Source organism: Shewanella sp. ULN5, from assembly GCF_030731885.1.
Lineage (GTDB): Bacteria > Pseudomonadota > Gammaproteobacteria > Enterobacterales > Shewanellaceae > Shewanella > Shewanella holmiensis.
Genome location: NZ_JAPJEE010000013.1, coordinates 22,909 through 39,348 on the forward strand (window position 1 = coordinate 22,909; position 16,440 = coordinate 39,348).

Here is a 16,440-nt window from a genome sequence, read left to right on the forward strand (position 1 = left end):
TTGGCTCCTAAACGCGCTGTGACTCAATGAAACTTGCCAAACTTGCAACACTGTAAAAGTGGGCTTTGGTGGCATCAGAGTTTGCTTCAATTTTAACATCAAATTGTTTTTTAATGGCTAACCCTAATTCTAAAGCGTCAATTGAATCTAAGCCTAAGCCTTCACCAAATAGAGCGGCATTGGTGTCAATATCTTCAATTGAGATATCTTCAAGATCTAAACAATCAATGATGAGTTGTTTGATTTCATTATTTAACGTGGTCATTTTCTATTCTTATGGTTGCTAATATCTAAAACGGGATCGGGTGTACTAATTGTGTTTTGTAAAACTGTTCTAGCTCACGCGTCATCTGTCTGGCCCGCTTTGCATCGCCGCCATCGAGTTGCTGGTAAGCTTGATAGGAAAAAATATCACCGACTTCAACCGACATATTAATCGTTTGTCGGGGAATTTCATACCATGGTTGTTGTTTGGTTAACCCTGCGACATCGGTTCTCAAGATCACGGGCAAAATATCGCTGCAGGTGCGCAGGGCTATATTGGCGGCACCACGGGCAAAAGGGTTAATGATGCTTCTCACTACAGTGCGCGTGCCTTCTGGGAAAATGATCACATTAGTGCCTCGAGATAACACCTCAGCACAATCATCTAGTAACAGCGTTGCACCGCGATTAGGAATATATCCAGCACAGGATAATACCCCGCGAATAAATGGATTGCGCCATAATGTTTGTTTGACCACGCAGCCAACATTGGGCATTAGGCTGATGAGTACCACAACATCCACTAGCGTGGGATGGTTAGCCACAATAATGGTACCAGTTACGTTATTCAGTCGTTTAATCTGTGCTTGGCTGACTTTTATCACCCCTGCAAAAGTTAACATGGCGACAAAACCACGAAACATCCAACTGACAAAACGCTGTACCCTCGCAACTTTAACGGTATAAGTGCCAGGCCAAAAACGCAGTAAAGGTAAAACTGTCAACGAGCTGAGTAATCCACCCAAACCAAACATCAAATAACAACCTACTCCACCAATCCATCTTGGTATATAAGCGATTCCAGTCAGTTTTGGGGCTGGCGGGGGTAACGTTTGCTTGGTACTAGACATGGGGGGTTAGCATCCAATGCCATTGGCACATTTTACCTTGCAGTGGATTGCTGCTGGCAAGATGGTGAATGAGTTGGCTTAAACTGATAGCAGAGTCTGAAGTCTGCAGATTATTTGTATTTGTCAGTGTTAACCTGGCTATCCTTTCTGGTCTAGGAGTATCCGATGCTAAGGTGAGTAATACGCCGAGGCTAATGGATAATTCGACCTCGTTGATAAATTCGTTATACACAGGGGGGACAGGTTCATCAGCAAAAACCAACAGCACAGGTGTAGGGTTTGCTACAAGTTGACCATAGGTTTCAATAAATACCTGTGGCAAGCTTTGCGCTCCTGCCGCAATGGAGGTTGAACTTGCGGTATTGTCACTGACAATGCCATAAATACCACTGCCGGTATTGTGTACAGATTGACTAAAGGCCATAGGGGAAAGTGGTTGTTTGGCAATGACATCTTCAAGCAAGCCGATGGTGCGATTGAGCTCACCGTGACGCGAGGCAAATACGCTTCGAGTATTGGGCTGTGCCTGACATTCAAACGCAACGTGAAGCATCATTTTAGTTAATCGACTAAAACGACGACGTTGCATTGCAGGAATATGCGTTAACGCGGGGGCAACGGAATTCGGCTGATCATTTTGATTAGGTGATTGCCAGTTCAACCAACTCTCTTTTGTTTGAAAGTCGGGTGTCCATGCTCCCCATGATAAAATATCAAATGCTAACTGCATTACATTGCCTCAATGTTGCCTAGTTGTCCTTATCTAAGAGTTAATTCTGAGTGTGTACTAAAACATGCGCAAGGCTCATCATTAACCGCCGCAATTGTACACTAAAGTATGAAGTGTGAAACAGTGTTTAAGGCATAAAAAAGCAGCGTCAATGATGTCATTTTCGCTGCTTGTTAAGGGTCACCTTATGGTAGAAGTGACCGATAAGAATTTAATGGGCTTAGTTTGGCAGTAAAGGTTGCAAACGCTTTACAGCATTTTTAATCTTACGAGTATTTTCAGGTCCCATTCTGATCAAAAGCTTCTGGGCGTTTGGCAAGGCTTCTAAGTTAGCATCAACATATTTGTAGTTCACTGAAATCGAGGTTAACTCAATTGGGTCTTCAACGATAGGTGCATCGACAATCATCTTAAAGGCTTGATGCATACGGGCATCAAAGCTGGTGTCGGTATAGCCTAATTCAGTAAAGGCTTCTTCGAATAAAGGCTTTAGTTCACGGTACGTGGCGGCTAATTCTTGATCGTTTAAGCCACTGACAAAGTCAGCATAAATATCATAACGGTGATAACTATCTGGGTTGAGATAGGTTTTGTTAGTGATTTCACTGGTGGTAAATTTATTGTCAGGACCTATCATAGGGCTAGCTTTACGGATCAGTTCACCTTGAGCGAGGTTATCAATAAAGACCACAAATTGACGCGCCATATCCTTTTTTAAAATCAGTGGTTCAATCTTCATGCCACTGGCAACGGCAAGGGTTTTTTTCGCGACAAAATCATCTGATTCCGCTAATGCGGGTAAAGGCTCTACAATTGCCGCAGGCGTTTCAGGTTCACCTAATGGAACAACATCAGACTCAGTTATGGATTCTTCAATCGCAGGCTCTTCGATAGGGGCTTGTTCAATCGGCTCCATAGGAATAGGCTCAGGTAATACAACCGGTGTGGGGAGGCTTTGCTCTATTTCTATCGCGTCATCACCACTCATATAGAAGTAACCAGCTGCCGCAATAAGTGCAACGACCACTACGCCAATAACTGTGGTGTTGGAGCCCGATTTTGGCTCTGGTGCGGGAGTTGCTCGATCTTCTTTATTAACCTGCATTGTAATTCCTTAGCTGCTAAAGCTGATAATACAGAACATTAAAATCCATAATACTCTGTACATTGTGCAAGATTACGCTTGCTTGTCTATAGGAGGGTTGAAATAAAAATAAAAAATCATCTTTTTTACTCAGTATTATGCTTGCACATACTGTTGACGTTCACCCAACCATCGCTGAATGATCGGGCCGACATTGTCAGGAACCTGTTGATGAATATGAACCGCCAATTTTTGAATGCTGGGGATCAAATGTTGATCGCGGACTAAATCCGCAATTTTCAATTCAGCAAGACCGGTTTGTCGGGTACCGAGTACCTCGCCTGGACCTCTAATCTCAAGATCTTTTTGCGCAATAACAAAGCCATCATTACTGTCACGTAATACCCCTAAACGCTTGGTTGCTGTTTGCGACAAGGGCGCTTTATAGAGTAACACACAATGGCTAGCTACCGCGCCGCGGCCAACCCGCCCGCGCAACTGGTGTAACTGTGCTAGCCCTAGGCGTTCAGGGTTTTCGATAATCATTAAGCTGGCATTGGGCACATCCACGCCAACTTCAATCACAGTGGTTGCCACAAGCAGGTGTATTTCGCCAGCTTTGAATTGTGCCATGACGGCTTGTTTCTCTGTGCTTTTCATTCGCCCGTGGACTAAACCGACTTTTAATTCTGACAGTACTTCGGTGAGTTCAGCTGCCGTGTCTTCAGCAGCTTGGCACTCTAGCACTTCGGACTCTTCAATTAAGGTGCATACCCAATAAGCTTGGCGATTATCTTGGATTGCTGCAATTCTGACGCGTTCAATGACATCGTTACGGCGGCTATCGGATACAGCCACCGTGCTCACGGGTGTTCGTCCTGGCGGTAGCTCATCGATAATAGAGGTATCAAGGTCAGCATAGGCTGTCATGGCCAGTGTGCGAGGTATGGGGGTTGCAGTCATGATCAGTTGGTGTGGATGAAAACCTTGATGCACGCCTTTCTCTCGCAACCCTAAGCGTTGATGTACGCCAAATCTGTGTTGCTCATCGATTATGATTAGGGCAAGTTTATGAAATTGTACCGCTTCTTGAAATATCGCATGGGTACCAATGACCATTTGGGCAGCACCAGAGGCGATATCTGCTAAAGATTGGGCTCTGGCTTTACCTTTAAGTTTACCTGCCAGCCAACCTACTTTTAATCCAAGGGGCTCAAACCATTGTGCAAAATTAGCCGCATGTTGCTCTGCTAATAGCTCTGTTGGTGCCATCATGGCAACTTGGTAACCGTTTTCTATCGCTTGCAGCGCCGCCATAGCGGCAACCAGAGTTTTACCTGAGCCAACATCACCTTGAACTAAACGCATCATAGGGTGGGCTAGATTTAGGTCTTCGCTGATTTCCGCCACAACACGCTGTTGCGCCCCAGTGGGTTTAAAAGGTAAATTTTTTAAAAATGGATTGAGCAATTGACCGCTTGCAGATAAAGAAACGGCATTATCACGTCGAGACTTTTGTCTTAATTGCAACATGCTTAAATTATGCGCCAGCAATTCTTCTTGCACTAGACGTTGTTGGGCAGGGTGGTCGCCTTGCTCCAGCATATGTGGGTCGACGTTTTTATCTGGTCGATGCAAAATCATTAAGGCTTGCGGTAAGCTTAAGTTATTCGGTTGTAAGTTGGCAGGGATTAGCTCAACTAACCCGCCCTGACTAAGCATTAATAACGCTTGTTCGGTCAGCTTTATCCAACTTGCCTGCTTTAGCCCTTCGGTTGTTGGATAGATGGGCGTTAAAGTTTCGCTTAAGTTGGCATCATTACCCGCTTGAATGATTTTATAGTCAGGGTGAACAATTTCAGCATGGTGGTTACCGCGGCGGATTTCACCATAGGCTCTGATCATCGCGCCCTGTTGCATGGCGCTGCGCTGTGCCATGGAAAAATTAAAAAAGCGTAAGGTCAGCGGGCCTGTTGCATCGCGTACATTACAGATAAGCATTCGGCGGCGGCCCTGAATAATTTGCGTCGATTGCACTTCTGCTTCTATGGTGCCGTAACTGCCAAAAGATAAGTTGGCGATAGGGTAGATTTGGGTTCGGTCTTCGTAGCGTAAAGGTAAGTGAAACAGCACATCTTGCACTGTTTTTATGCCTAATTTGTGTAGCTTCTCAGCCATTTTTTGGGCCACACCTTTTAGTTCAGTAATGGGCACTAAATCTAAACGCAACAAATGCAACTTACTCCAATCCGTTTATTGTGTAACACTGTAAATATATACATGTATTTTGTCTATACTAGCAGAGATTGCCTCTAAGGCAATAATGGGATGCAGCGGAATGTTTGTGGTTTTTACAACCAACCTTTTTGTTTGGCGATTCTTGCTGCATCTATTCGATTGCCGGCGTTCAGTTTACTGATGGCTTCGGATAAGTCATTTCGCACAGTGCCCTCGGCAATGAAAAGGATTTTGGCAATATCAATAGTCGACTTTCCTTCGCTGGCAAGTCTGAGTGCATGACGCTCTTTATCATTAAGTGGGTCAACTTCACCTATGGCCGTAAAAGCCAGTTCAGCATCTATGTTTTCATGGCTATATCCGTATAAGTAAGCCCAAGCAATTTGTTGGGATAGGCTTAGTATGTCGATAGGGCCGAATTGTTGTTAGCGACAAAGGTCATCAATTGAATATGACATTTGTCATCGATGAAGATTAAAAGTAAAAAGCCCCTGATAATCAGGGGCTCGAAGTATTTAGACTGCTGATGATTACACCACTTGAGAAATCAAATAGCTGGTGTATCCAATATAGCCTGCAAGCAAAACTGCACCTTCACGACGCCCGATCCGCAGGCCGCTCCAGGCGAATGGCAGTACTAAGATGGCAAAAATAATCATCGCAATAAAGTCGACTTGATTAAAACCTTCAGCCGATACTGGGTGAATTAACGCCGTTGCGCCCAAAATACCCAGTACGTTAAAGATGTTAGAGCCAACAACGTTACCAATGGCAATATCGCTTTGACCTTTCAATGCCGCCATCACCGAGGTGACCAACTCAGGCATGCTGGTGCCAATAGCCACAATGGTTAAACCAATAATGACTTCACTAATGCCAAACATTTTGGCAAGGTCGACCGCGCCACCAACAAACAATATGCCGCCGCCGACTAACATCGCGATACCCACAGCAATAAGGCCAATTGACAGCAGTGGATTTTGTGGGGTGGTATCAATATCTAACTCTTCAGGCTCATTTTTTGAACTAACATAACTGAAGACCAAATAACCGACCAACAAGCTAAATAAAATGGCGCCGTCCATAAAGCTGACAATACCATCCAGTAGCAAGAACCACACTAATATAGAGGCGCCAATCATTAATGGAATATCACGCTTCACCATTTGTGATTGGATTTTTATTGGTTTGATCAGTGCGGTGATCGCTAAGATTAAACCAATGTTGACAATGTTTGAGCCCACTACGTTGCCAAGTGCTATGCCAGGGTTACCCGCTAAAGCCGATTTTACGCTTACCGCTAATTCTGGTGCGCTGGTACCAAAGGCAACAATGGTTAAACCGATGATCAACGGTGCGATACCTAAGCGTAATGCGACAGCACTCGCACCACGAACTAACGCTTCTGCGCCGAAGGTTAAAATTATAAATCCGCCAATAATGGCCAATGCAATCAACATGATACTCTCATTAAATTAGGTTACCTAAGTGACACTATTTTTTGCACTTAAGGCGACAGTTTTGGTCGGCATATGTTGACAGAATATGTCAAAAAAATACACGCATTCAGCGTGTATTTTTTTATCTATCTCATGAATTTTAATTCATCGAGTTATAGCTCGTCTTCCCAGCGCACTTTTGCTCCACGTACACCTTCTACTTTGGCACTAAACGCTTTTTCTAACACATGACGTTTGATTTTAAGCGTAGGCGTTAGAACATCATTTTCGATGGTCCAGGGTTCTGTTACCACCACAATCGCATCGACATGTTCATGGGATTCTAAGTTAGGGTTGATACTGTCTAAGGTGGCTTTTAATGAGCTGCGCACTTCTTCTCGTGGCTGTCTGTTTGCTCCCTCAGATAATTGCACTAATGCGACAGGGTGTGGTAAACCTGAACCTATCACACAAATTAGCTCAAGGTGTGAATCTTGAGCTAACTTACGCTCAATCGGAACCGGCGCCACATATTTGCCTTTTGAAGTTTTAAAGTTGTCTTTGACTCGACCAGTAATATCTATATAGCCATCACTGTCTATTTCACATAAATCGCCAGTGTAGAAAAAGCCATCTTCATCAAACGCCGCCGCTGTGGCTTCTTCTTGTAGGTAGTAGCCTTTCATCAAGCCAGGGCTTTTAACCATTAATTCACCTTGTTCTGTTCGGCGAACCTGACAACCTTCAATGGCGCGACCTACACTGCCAATTTTATTAGGATTGAATGGGAAGTTGATAATCGAGTAAGCACAATTCTCTGTCATGCCCCATGCTTCACAGATATTCATGCCAATGCTGTGATACCACTTCAATAGTGTGGGTGGAATAGGTGCAGAGCCCGAGCCTAATAAGCGACAATGCTCTAAGCCTAAACCCTTTTGGATCTTGCGCTTAATAATGCTACTGATGATTGGGACTTTTAAGAGGAAATTAAGCTTATTCTCACCAATTTTATTGATAATGTTCAGCTGGAATAAAGTCCATAAACGCGGCACTGAGAAGAAAACCGTTGGGCGGCAGCGTTGCACATCGTTGACAAAGCTATCAAGACTTTCGACAAAGGCGACCGATGAGCCAGAATAAAAAGAGGAACCTTCAATCGCTACTCGCTCAGTAATATGGGCTAGAGGAAGATAGGATATTAATCTATCGGCAGTATTGGTTTGCAAATCACGCACGACAACGCCGCAGGTCCAGCTGTAATTCGCAAACGTATGAATGGCGCCTTTAGGTTTACCGGTTGAACCTGAGGTGTAAATTAACGTCATTGTGGTATCTGGTGTTGGATACTCGACATCCACAAGCGGTTGCCCCAAAGATAACAACTGATCCCATTGATATTGCGCAGGCATGGTGTCGTAAGGCATCGCTAAGCGTAATATATCTCCACCTACGCCAGCTTCTTGATCAGCCCAATAATCTAATTTACCAATAAAAATAGCTTTGGTACCACTGTGTTCTAACACATAACGAATGGTATCGGCATTGGCTGTTGGGTAAATAGGTACACTGATATATCCCCCGTGCATTAATGCCAGATCGGTAATAAACCATTCGGCACAATTTTTAGATAAAACGGCAACTTTGTCGCCAGGCACTAAGCCTAAATGTCGCAGGGCTCCGGTAATTTGTTGCATTTTCTGTTGTACTTCACGCCAGGTAAAATCGACATATTTGCCGTTAATCGGTTGGCGTAGATAGATTTCATCACCTTGAGTGTCAACCCAATGCGCAAGCATCTCAACGGGTGTTTTCATTGCATTATTCATAGGGCTATTCTCTGATTTTTTGTTATTAATAAGACTAGTTCAAACATGCGTTTGAACTAGTATGGCGAGTTTTGAGAGCCGGTGCAAATGGTTTGCGTTGCTGCGATATTAAACGCTATCTGTTAATAACAAGCTCTGACCAGCACAAAAGTGGACGATACTTGGTCATTATTTGGATTATTTATTGATGCTGTTGGCAGAGGGTTAAATAAATTACGCGAGTTTGTTGTTATCTTGCTTGGTAATTGTTGTGGTTGGAGGCGCGCTTATCCCGTCTAAGTGGCATAGTCCTGATTAGGCGTTTGCCACTATCTTTAACGTTATGACGATCGTCATAACAAGCTGATTTTCAGTTAAGCTTCTTCAGCATTTGGATCGGGTTCGCGCATGCGTTGCCACCAAGTAGTATTAGCTTCTATTTGTCCTTGTGCATCAATGTTAGGGTAAGGAATGCCTTTACGTCGACAAGCTTTGGCATAAATAGGATGGCCTTGTTCAAATAACATTTTTTGACAATAAGATTCATCTAACTGACGAGTACCATACATGCCTGCTTGTTCACGTTGGCGTTGTGCTTCATACATGATTAATGCAGAAGCCACGGATACATTTAGTGATTGCACCATTCCAAGCATTGGAATGATGATATGTTGATCGGCAATGGCAAGACCTTCATCACTGACACCGTCACGCTCGTTACCCATGATCACGACCGTGGGTTTGGTGTAATCAATGTCTCTAAAGTCGATGGCTTTATCTGAAAAATTGGTAGCCAGCACTTGCATGCCTTGCAAATTAAACTGTTTAGCAGCTTCGCTCATGCTGTTGTATTGCAGGGTTTTGACCCACTGTTGACTCCCTGATGCGGTATTACCTGAGACTCGCATCTCGGCATCGGGCCAAACCGCATGAATTTGATGGATACCTACGGCATCAGCGGTACGAATAACCGCTGCAATATTTTGGGTTTTATGCACAGTATCTAAACAAAGCGTGAGATCTGTTTGACGGTTATCTAGCATTTGATTAATGCGGGCGTAGCGTTCTGGACTCATAATAAATGTTCATGTTGAGAAAGCGAAAAGGGCGCTTAAGCGCCCTCTAATGTGGGATATAAACTCACTTGAGTATCAAGCTTATAGCTCCATTATCCCGTCCATTTCAACCAATGATCCCTTTGGCAGCTCTTTAACGCCAATAGCCGCGCGTGCTGGATAGGGTTGTTGGAAGTAACGGCTCATAATGTCATTCACTGTCGCAAAGTGCGATAAGTCGGTTAAGAAGATATTTAACTTAACGATGTCACTCATGCAACCGCCAGCGGCCTCACAAACAGCCGTTAAGTTTTCAAATACCTGTACAACTTGAGCAGAAAACTCATCGCTTACCATTGTCATTGTGGCTGGGTCTAATGGAATTTGACCTGAAAGATATACGGTACTGCCAACTTTGACGGCCTGTGAATAAGTACCAATTGCCTGTGGTGCTTTATCGGTCGCGATGATGATTTTTTCTGCCATGATAATATCTCTTGTTGATTGTTATGATTATAAAGGTTATCGGTTACGCGACGTGCGTAATACTTCTGGAAGTACTCGAATACGGCGCATTACATTGGCTAAATGTACCCGATCTTTTACCGAAATACGTAAATTAATCTGGTAGACACGGCCATCACGCTCTTCGGTGCTTAAGTTATGAATATTTGAACCTGCAGAGGCAATAATCGAGGTGATTTTAGCTAAAGCACCTTGATGGTTAACAATTTCAACTCGCAAGTTTGCATGGTATTCAACGCCTTCGGCGTTATCCCAATGTACAGAGATATACTTATCTGGCTCACCTTGATAACCGCGAATATTGGCGCAATTTTCCATATGAACCACTAAACCTTTACCTGGGCTAACATGGGCAATAACCGCATCTCCAGGGATAGGTCTGCAACAATTAGCATAAGTCACTAACATGCCTTCTGCGCCTCGAATTGGCATAGCGTTGCCATCTTTGGATGCAGATTCCAGTTTTTGCCCCATCAAACGCTGTGCAATGACGATACTCATGGCATTACCCAAACCAATATCTGCCAGTAATGAATCTAAATTTTTATGTTTAGTTTCTTTAATGACTTTATCGACCAGATCAACGGGGATATTTTCAATTTTAGTTTCACCCAATGCATGGTTGAGTAGGCGGCGACCTAACGCAATGGCGTTATCGCCTTTTAAGCTTTTCAGTACTTGCCTAATTTTGCCACGCGCTTTACCTGTGACAACAAAGTTAAGCCAAGCAGCATTTGGGCGAGCGCCTTTTGCAGTAATAATTTCGACCGTTTGACCTGAAATTAATGGCTGACTTAACGGGTAAGCCTGGCGGTTAACGCGAGCACCAACGCAAGTGTTACCCACATCGGTGTGAACTTCGTAGGCGAAGTCGACTGCGGTGGCATTGACAGGTAATTCTAAAATACGCCCTTCAGGGGTAAAGACATAAATCTCGTCAGGGAAAAGTTCTGTTTTGACGTTTTCGACGAATTCAAATGAACTTGATGCACTTTGCTGTAGTTCCAGCAAACTTTGCATCCATTTTCGAGCTCTGACTTGAGTGGTGTTCTGCTGAGAGGCATCGGTGTTGTTTTTATACATCCAATGCGCAGCAACCCCTTTATCTGCCATTTGGTCCATTTCTTCGGTGCGAATTTGCACTTCAACAGGCACGGCGTGAGGACCAAACAGTGATGTGTGCAACGATTGATAACCATTGGCTTTAGGGATAGCAATGTAATCTTTAAAACGGCCAGGGTGTGGTTTATATAATCCGTGCATCCACCCTAAAACGCGGTAGCAGGTGTCGATAGTATCCACTATCACCCTAAAGGCGTATATATCCATCACCTCTTCAAATTGCAGTTCTTTGTTCTGCATTTTGCGATAAATTGAGTAGAGGTTTTTTTCTCGGCCTTTTACTTTTGCCGGAATCCCAGCATCTTCTAGGCGAGTTTCAATTGCAGCTTCAATGCTGTTGATTAATTCTTTGCGATTACCACGAGCGGATTTAACCACTTCTTTAATCACCCGATATCGCATCGGGTAATAAGCTTGAAAGCCCAAATCTTCCAATTCAATTTTGATATTATGAATACCTAATCGGTTGGCGATTGGAGCATAGATTTCAAGTGTTTCACGGGCAATACGACGACGCTTGTCAGGACGAAGTGCCCCCAAGGTTCGCATGTTGTGTGTACGGTCAGCTAGTTTGATAAGAATAACGCGAATATCTTGCGTCATGGCCATCATCATTTTGCGAAAGTTTTCAGCTTGCGCTTCTTTCTTATCGCGAAACTTGATTTTATCTAGCTTAGAAACACCCTCGACTAATTCTGCTACATCGGCACCAAACAACTCTGCGAGTTCTTCTTTGGTAACGGGAGTATCTTCGATGGTGTCATGAAGTAAGGCAGCCATTAACGTCTCATAATCAAGACGCATGTCTGCAAGGATGCGGGCAACCGCAACCGGATGGGTGATGTAAGGCTCGCCACTTGTGCGCATTTGCCCTTCATGGGCATCTCGCGCAACCAAATAGGCCTGCTTGAGTAATTCTACTTGCTCCGCGTCTAAATAAGCGGAAGCCGACTCCTTGAGACCTTCAAACAGATACAAGTGGCGCTACTCCTTAAATTACACGACCTTCTGCAATGGCAGCAACAGCAGCTATTTCAGCAGCTTCGCGCTCACGGACAGTTTGACGCTCATCAGCGTCTAAAGTATTAGAGGTGACTAAACCTAATTCGATTTCGCGTAAAGCGATTACCGTAGGCTTATCATTCATCTCTTCAACCATAGGGTCTTTACCCTGCACGGCGATTTGGCGTGCACGACGCGCCGCAACCAAAATCATATCAAAACGGTTGCCGATTTTATTTACAGCGTCTTCTACAGTTACGCGAGCCATGTGTTGAAACTCCAGTGTTATCTATGGGGAAAAAATGACGCAAAATTGTACACTAAGACAATTAATTTGCCAATAGATCGACAAGCATACCATTGTGAGTATGGCTCTGACTAGCACAGGTTAGTCGTTGGCTACGAATGATTGCTTGTAAATCAACTAATGCAGTATCGAAATCGTCATTCACAATGACAAAATCGTATTGAGTATAATGGGACATTTCTGATACTGCCTGAGCCATGCGGCTATCAATCACGTCTTGGCTATCTTGTCCGCGTCCTGTTAAACGGCGAGCTAATTCTGTTTTTGATGGTGGTAAAATAAATACCCCAACCGCTTCAGGCATCAGCTTTTTAACTTGCTCTGCGCCTTGCCAATCTATGTCTAAAAAAACGTCTATACCTTTGGCTAAAGTTTGTTCGATAACAGTACGTGACGTACCATAATAATTACCAAATACTTCAGCCCATTCAAAAAAGGCATTGGCAGCAATTAATGCTTTGAACTCTTCAATACTGACAAAATGGTAATGTTGACCATTCACTTCCCCCGGGCGCGGTTGACGCGTGGTATGAGAGACAGAAACTTGCATATCACTGGGTTTATCTTTTAACAGTGCTGATATCAAAGAAGACTTTCCTGCGCCACTGGGGGCTGACACAATAAAAAGATTGCCACGAATAGTCATAGTGTTGCTGTTCTCGTAATAGGGTTAAGAAAGCTTAATATTATAACTCAACAGAAACGGGCAACATAGCCATAAAATTACAGCTTACAGAGATTGTAATCAACACTCTCTTTTTTGAGTGATTCATATTAAAATACGCGCCGTGGCTCAAACGAGTCGCCTGGCTTACGATTCAAGGATTTTTTAATGCAGTTAAACACGCTTTGGTGCTATCAGGGCCGCGACAATGCCTACCGTTTTATGGCAATCACATTAGCAAGTTTTGGCATTTTGCCATTAGTGAGCCTGATTTTTCCACAAAGTGTGCTGATTCTATGTGTCACTTTGCTCAGCAGCGTTGTGATGGGCTTGTCGACAGTTCGGCGCCTAATTGATGCGGCGAAACCAGTTTATTGGGTATTAATCCCACTATTACCTCATGTGTTGTTTGGCTTGAGTTGTTACTGGTTTTGGCCATTAGGCGTGATCATCGGAATTGGTTTGTTAGGTGTTGCTTGCAGTACATTTATTAGTTTTTTCCCTGCCAAAGATACGCAGGTTAAGTATGTTGAAGGCTATTTTGGTGCCAAAGCGCAGCCCCAAGCGATATTAGGCCGAGCAAGAAAACGTCATGAACCACAAGTGTTTAGCCAAAATGTAAATGACACCGTAAAATCAGCAAGTCAACAGGCCTCAATTGCTGCTGATAGTGTCCCTTCTGAGGTAAATGTATTGGCCTTTAATGACTTAGAAGGCCACAACAAAGGCATAAGAGCAAAATCTTTGATTAGCGAGCCTTTTATCACCGCCAATGATAAAACCAATGAACCTTCATTGGCAAAATCATGGCAAGCATCGCATCGTTTTGATGTTGACCATGATGCATTAGACACTGGCTCTGTAACCGAATTGGTAAAATCTTGGCTTAACCGCGCCAAAGAACATCATGTTCCGCTGCTTTGGGCTGCAAAGATTGCTGGTGTATTATTGATATCAGGGCTGATTGTGTGGGGACTGGTGAGTTTAACCGGCGGTGAAAGTGATACTGACGATAATGTTGCAGCTTCACAACCTCAAGTTGAGCAGCAAGTTGATCGTATTTCAGCCAAGTTACCTGATGGTTTTTGGATTGTAATGCAAAATGACATTTTTATTCTTCGTTGGTTGGGTGATACAGGTGAGGCTCAGAATATATGGCGGCTTGATACCGCTAAGGGCGATAAAGCTTGTAGCGAATTAGTATTCAATGATGGCAGCGAATATCGTCCTATTACTGTTGATTTATTGAACGATGAGGCCACGGAAGCGCGTTTTTCACCTTTAGATAACAAATCTATTATTAATCACATTGCAATGCGTGGTAGTTTTAAACTTTGTGGCTATGACTTCAGCCTAAAAGGCAGTCAAGCGACCTTGATGCAGCATCAAGTATTTGCAGATTATTTACCGACTAATTAAAGAAATATCGTTAATCAGATTTAGCGACAAGATGAAATGGAGTGTGTGAGTGAGTGATTTTATTAGGCAGCAAGTGTTGCCTCACTATGGTATTGGTTTCGATAAGGTCACTATCTCAGCGCTTGGAAATGGACATATTAATCAAACCTATTTAGTGCGTTGGCCTCAAGGTGAGTTTGTATTACAAAAAATAAACACCGATGTATTTACTCAACCGCAGGAATTACTCCAAAACGCACGTTATATCAGTGAACACTTACAGCAACAGCAAGATGCTCATTGTTATAAATTACAGGTTGTTAAGCCTGTACAAACCCAAGATAACCAATATGGCGTAGATTTGAAATCGCTTGGCTTTTGGCGGGCAATCACGTATCTGCCTAACAGTCATACCATTGAAGTGGTCAATAATACTGAGCAAGCAAAAATGGCTGCGAGTGCATTTGGTCACTTTGCCGCAGCATTGAGCTCATTAAGCCCCAATTGCATTAAAGATGTAATCGATGACTTCTTAAATTTGCCCTTTAGATTAAATCAATTGAAACAAGCCGTGACTAACGACAAATGTCAGCGTTTGGCTGGATGTCAGCAATGGGTTGATTTGGTCTTTAGCCAAACCACCTTATTTGAAGAGCTAAAACGTGTAGAATCATTGTTACCACTCAGGGTTTGTCATAACGATACCAAAATCAACAATATGCTGTTTGATAAGCGTGACATGTCTAGCATGGCGATCATTGATTTGGATACCTGTATGAAAGGGTATTTAATGTATGATTTTGGCGATATGGTGCGCGCTTTTTGTTCGCCAGAAGAAGAAGATTCTACTGCTTTAGATAAGGTCATCGCTAGGCCGGAAATTATCGCCTCGGCAAGTGAAAGTTATATTAATGCCCTTGATGGTATTATCACTCCGATAGAAAAACGCAGTTTATGGTTAGGTATTAAAGTGATGGCATTAATGTTGGGAAGTCGTTTTTTAGCTGATCATATCAATGGTGATGTATATTTTTCTATCCATAAGCCTAATCATAATCTTGATCGTGCAGCGAACCAATTGACGATTTTTACAAGTTTGTTAGCACAAGAGTCGCAATTAAAGCCTTTATTTGAATAGAGCGGTTTAAAAATCCACATAAAATAGTCGAGGTCGATTAAATTAATCGACTTAACTTGTTTGAGTACAAATAATGCATATTTCAAAATACCAGTGGATACTATTCGATGCTGATGAAACCTTATTTCATTTTGATGCATTCGCTGGGCTTAAGTTATTATTTTCAAAATATAACGTTGCCTTTAACCAATCTGATTTTGACCATTATCAAAAAGTGAATAAACCGCTTTGGGTTGAGTATCAAAATGGAACGATTAATGCGCACACATTACAAACTCAAAGGTTTGTCGAGTGGGGAGCCAAGTTGGCGGTAAAGCCAGAGCAACTTAACCATGATTTTTTAATGGCAATGGCGGATATTTGTCAGCCGTTACCTGGAGCAAAGGCTCTTATTGATGCCTTAATTGGTAAAGTTAACCTTGGTATCATCACCAATGGTTTTACACAGTTACAGCAAGCGCGTTTACAAAAAACCGGTATGGATAGTGCATTCTCACATGTGATTATTTCTGAACAAGTGGGTAAAGCAAAACCAGATAAAGCGATATTTGAGCATGCTTTTGAAAAAATGGGGCAGCCGCAAAAACACCAAGTGCTAATGGTTGGGGATACCCTTCAATCAGATATTTTAGGTGGAATAAATGCTGGTGTTGAAACCTGCTGGTTAAATGCCAATGGCCTAGCAAATGATGAAAATATTCAACCTCATTACCAAGTATCTTCGTTAACTGAGTTACATCAGCGCTTATTTTTATAATGTGAGCACACCTAAAAAAGCCGCCTTAAGTTTTCACTTAAGGCGGCTTTTTAGTCAA

The 16,440-nt window shown here is 43.0% G+C and carries 15 protein-coding genes and 1 pseudogene; 3 read left to right on the forward strand and 13 right to left on the reverse strand.

All coding sequences use genetic code 11. The features are described from left to right. Positions 1-7 precede the first annotated feature (7 nt). The 13 genes and pseudogenes from ORI98_RS12935 to gmk all read right to left on the reverse strand — a co-directional run bounded on the left by ORI98_RS12935 (position 8) and on the right by gmk (position 13,071). Positions 8-265 carry a phosphopantetheine-binding protein gene (locus ORI98_RS12935; RefSeq protein WP_261297684.1) on the reverse strand — a complete coding sequence of 86 codons (258 nt, stop codon included), beginning with the start codon at positions 263-265 and terminating at the stop codon, positions 8-10. Between the two features lie 25 nt (positions 266-290). After that, positions 291-1,115, reverse strand: coding sequence for a 1-acyl-sn-glycerol-3-phosphate acyltransferase (locus ORI98_RS12940; RefSeq protein WP_306135482.1), 825 nt, complete (start codon positions 1,113-1,115; stop codon positions 291-293). Beyond that, positions 1,108-1,845, reverse strand: a complete 738-nt coding sequence (locus tag ORI98_RS12945; protein WP_306135483.1) for a beta-ketoacyl synthase chain length factor — start codon at positions 1,843-1,845, stop codon at positions 1,108-1,110. The genes ORI98_RS12940 and ORI98_RS12945 overlap by 8 nt, the downstream gene beginning before the upstream one ends. A 220-nt stretch (positions 1,846-2,065) precedes the next feature. Next, positions 2,066-2,950, reverse strand: coding sequence for a DUF3014 domain-containing protein (locus tag ORI98_RS12950; protein ID WP_306135484.1), 885 nt, complete (start codon positions 2,948-2,950; stop codon positions 2,066-2,068). A 135-nt stretch (positions 2,951-3,085) separates the two neighbouring features. After that, positions 3,086-5,161 carry an ATP-dependent DNA helicase RecG gene (gene recG / locus ORI98_RS12955; protein WP_306135539.1) on the reverse strand — a complete coding sequence of 692 codons (2,076 nt, stop codon included), beginning with the start codon at positions 5,159-5,161 and terminating at the stop codon, positions 3,086-3,088. Positions 5,162-5,280: 119 nt separating this feature from the next. Then, a pseudogene (locus ORI98_RS12960) lies at positions 5,281-5,511 on the reverse strand (helix-turn-helix transcriptional regulator); the annotation flags it as partial. A 186-nt stretch (positions 5,512-5,697) separates the two neighbouring features. Next, positions 5,698-6,627 carry a calcium/sodium antiporter gene (locus ORI98_RS12965; RefSeq protein WP_261297676.1) on the reverse strand — a complete coding sequence of 310 codons (930 nt, stop codon included), beginning with the start codon at positions 6,625-6,627 and terminating at the stop codon, positions 5,698-5,700. A gap of 152 nt (positions 6,628-6,779) precedes the next feature. Beyond that, positions 6,780-8,435, reverse strand: coding sequence for an AMP-binding protein (locus ORI98_RS12970; protein WP_261297675.1), 1,656 nt, complete (start codon positions 8,433-8,435; stop codon positions 6,780-6,782). A 353-nt stretch (positions 8,436-8,788) separates the two neighbouring features. Next, positions 8,789-9,490: a tRNA (guanosine(18)-2'-O)-methyltransferase TrmH gene (gene trmH / locus ORI98_RS12975; RefSeq protein ID WP_306135485.1), complete on the reverse strand. Its 702-nt coding sequence runs from the start codon at positions 9,488-9,490 to the stop codon at positions 8,789-8,791. A gap of 81 nt (positions 9,491-9,571) precedes the next feature. Continuing rightward, the gene (locus ORI98_RS12980; RefSeq protein ID WP_306135486.1) at positions 9,572-9,955 is read right to left on the reverse strand and encodes a RidA family protein; all 384 of its coding nucleotides are present in this window, start codon (positions 9,953-9,955) and stop codon (positions 9,572-9,574) included. Positions 9,956-9,991: 36 nt separating this feature from the next. Next, positions 9,992-12,094 carry a bifunctional GTP diphosphokinase/guanosine-3',5'-bis pyrophosphate 3'-pyrophosphohydrolase gene (spoT, locus tag ORI98_RS12985; RefSeq protein WP_306135487.1) on the reverse strand — a complete coding sequence of 701 codons (2,103 nt, stop codon included), beginning with the start codon at positions 12,092-12,094 and terminating at the stop codon, positions 9,992-9,994. A gap of 13 nt (positions 12,095-12,107) precedes the next feature. Continuing rightward, a complete protein-coding gene (gene rpoZ, locus ORI98_RS12990) occupies positions 12,108-12,386 on the reverse strand; it encodes a DNA-directed RNA polymerase subunit omega (RefSeq protein ID WP_188735731.1) in 279 nt (92 codons plus the stop codon). 61 nt (positions 12,387-12,447) lie between these two features. Beyond that, positions 12,448-13,071, reverse strand: a complete 624-nt coding sequence (gene gmk, locus ORI98_RS12995) for a guanylate kinase (RefSeq protein WP_306135488.1) — start codon at positions 13,069-13,071, stop codon at positions 12,448-12,450. A gap of 186 nt (positions 13,072-13,257) precedes the next feature. Here gmk and ORI98_RS13000 point away from each other — a divergent pair, with 186 nt between their 5' ends. The 3 genes from ORI98_RS13000 to yjjG all read left to right on the forward strand — a co-directional run bounded on the left by ORI98_RS13000 (position 13,258) and on the right by yjjG (position 16,382). Beyond that, positions 13,258-14,508 carry a hypothetical protein gene (locus ORI98_RS13000; protein ID WP_306135489.1) on the forward strand — a complete coding sequence of 417 codons (1,251 nt, stop codon included), beginning with the start codon at positions 13,258-13,260 and terminating at the stop codon, positions 14,506-14,508. 49 nt (positions 14,509-14,557) lie between these two features. Further along, a complete protein-coding gene (locus tag ORI98_RS13005; RefSeq protein WP_261297669.1) occupies positions 14,558-15,625 on the forward strand; it encodes an aminoglycoside phosphotransferase family protein in 1,068 nt (355 codons plus the stop codon). A 73-nt stretch (positions 15,626-15,698) separates the two neighbouring features. Continuing rightward, positions 15,699-16,382, forward strand: a complete 684-nt coding sequence (yjjG, locus tag ORI98_RS13010; protein WP_306135490.1) for a pyrimidine 5'-nucleotidase — start codon at positions 15,699-15,701, stop codon at positions 16,380-16,382. The last annotated feature ends 58 nt before the right edge of the window (positions 16,383-16,440 follow it).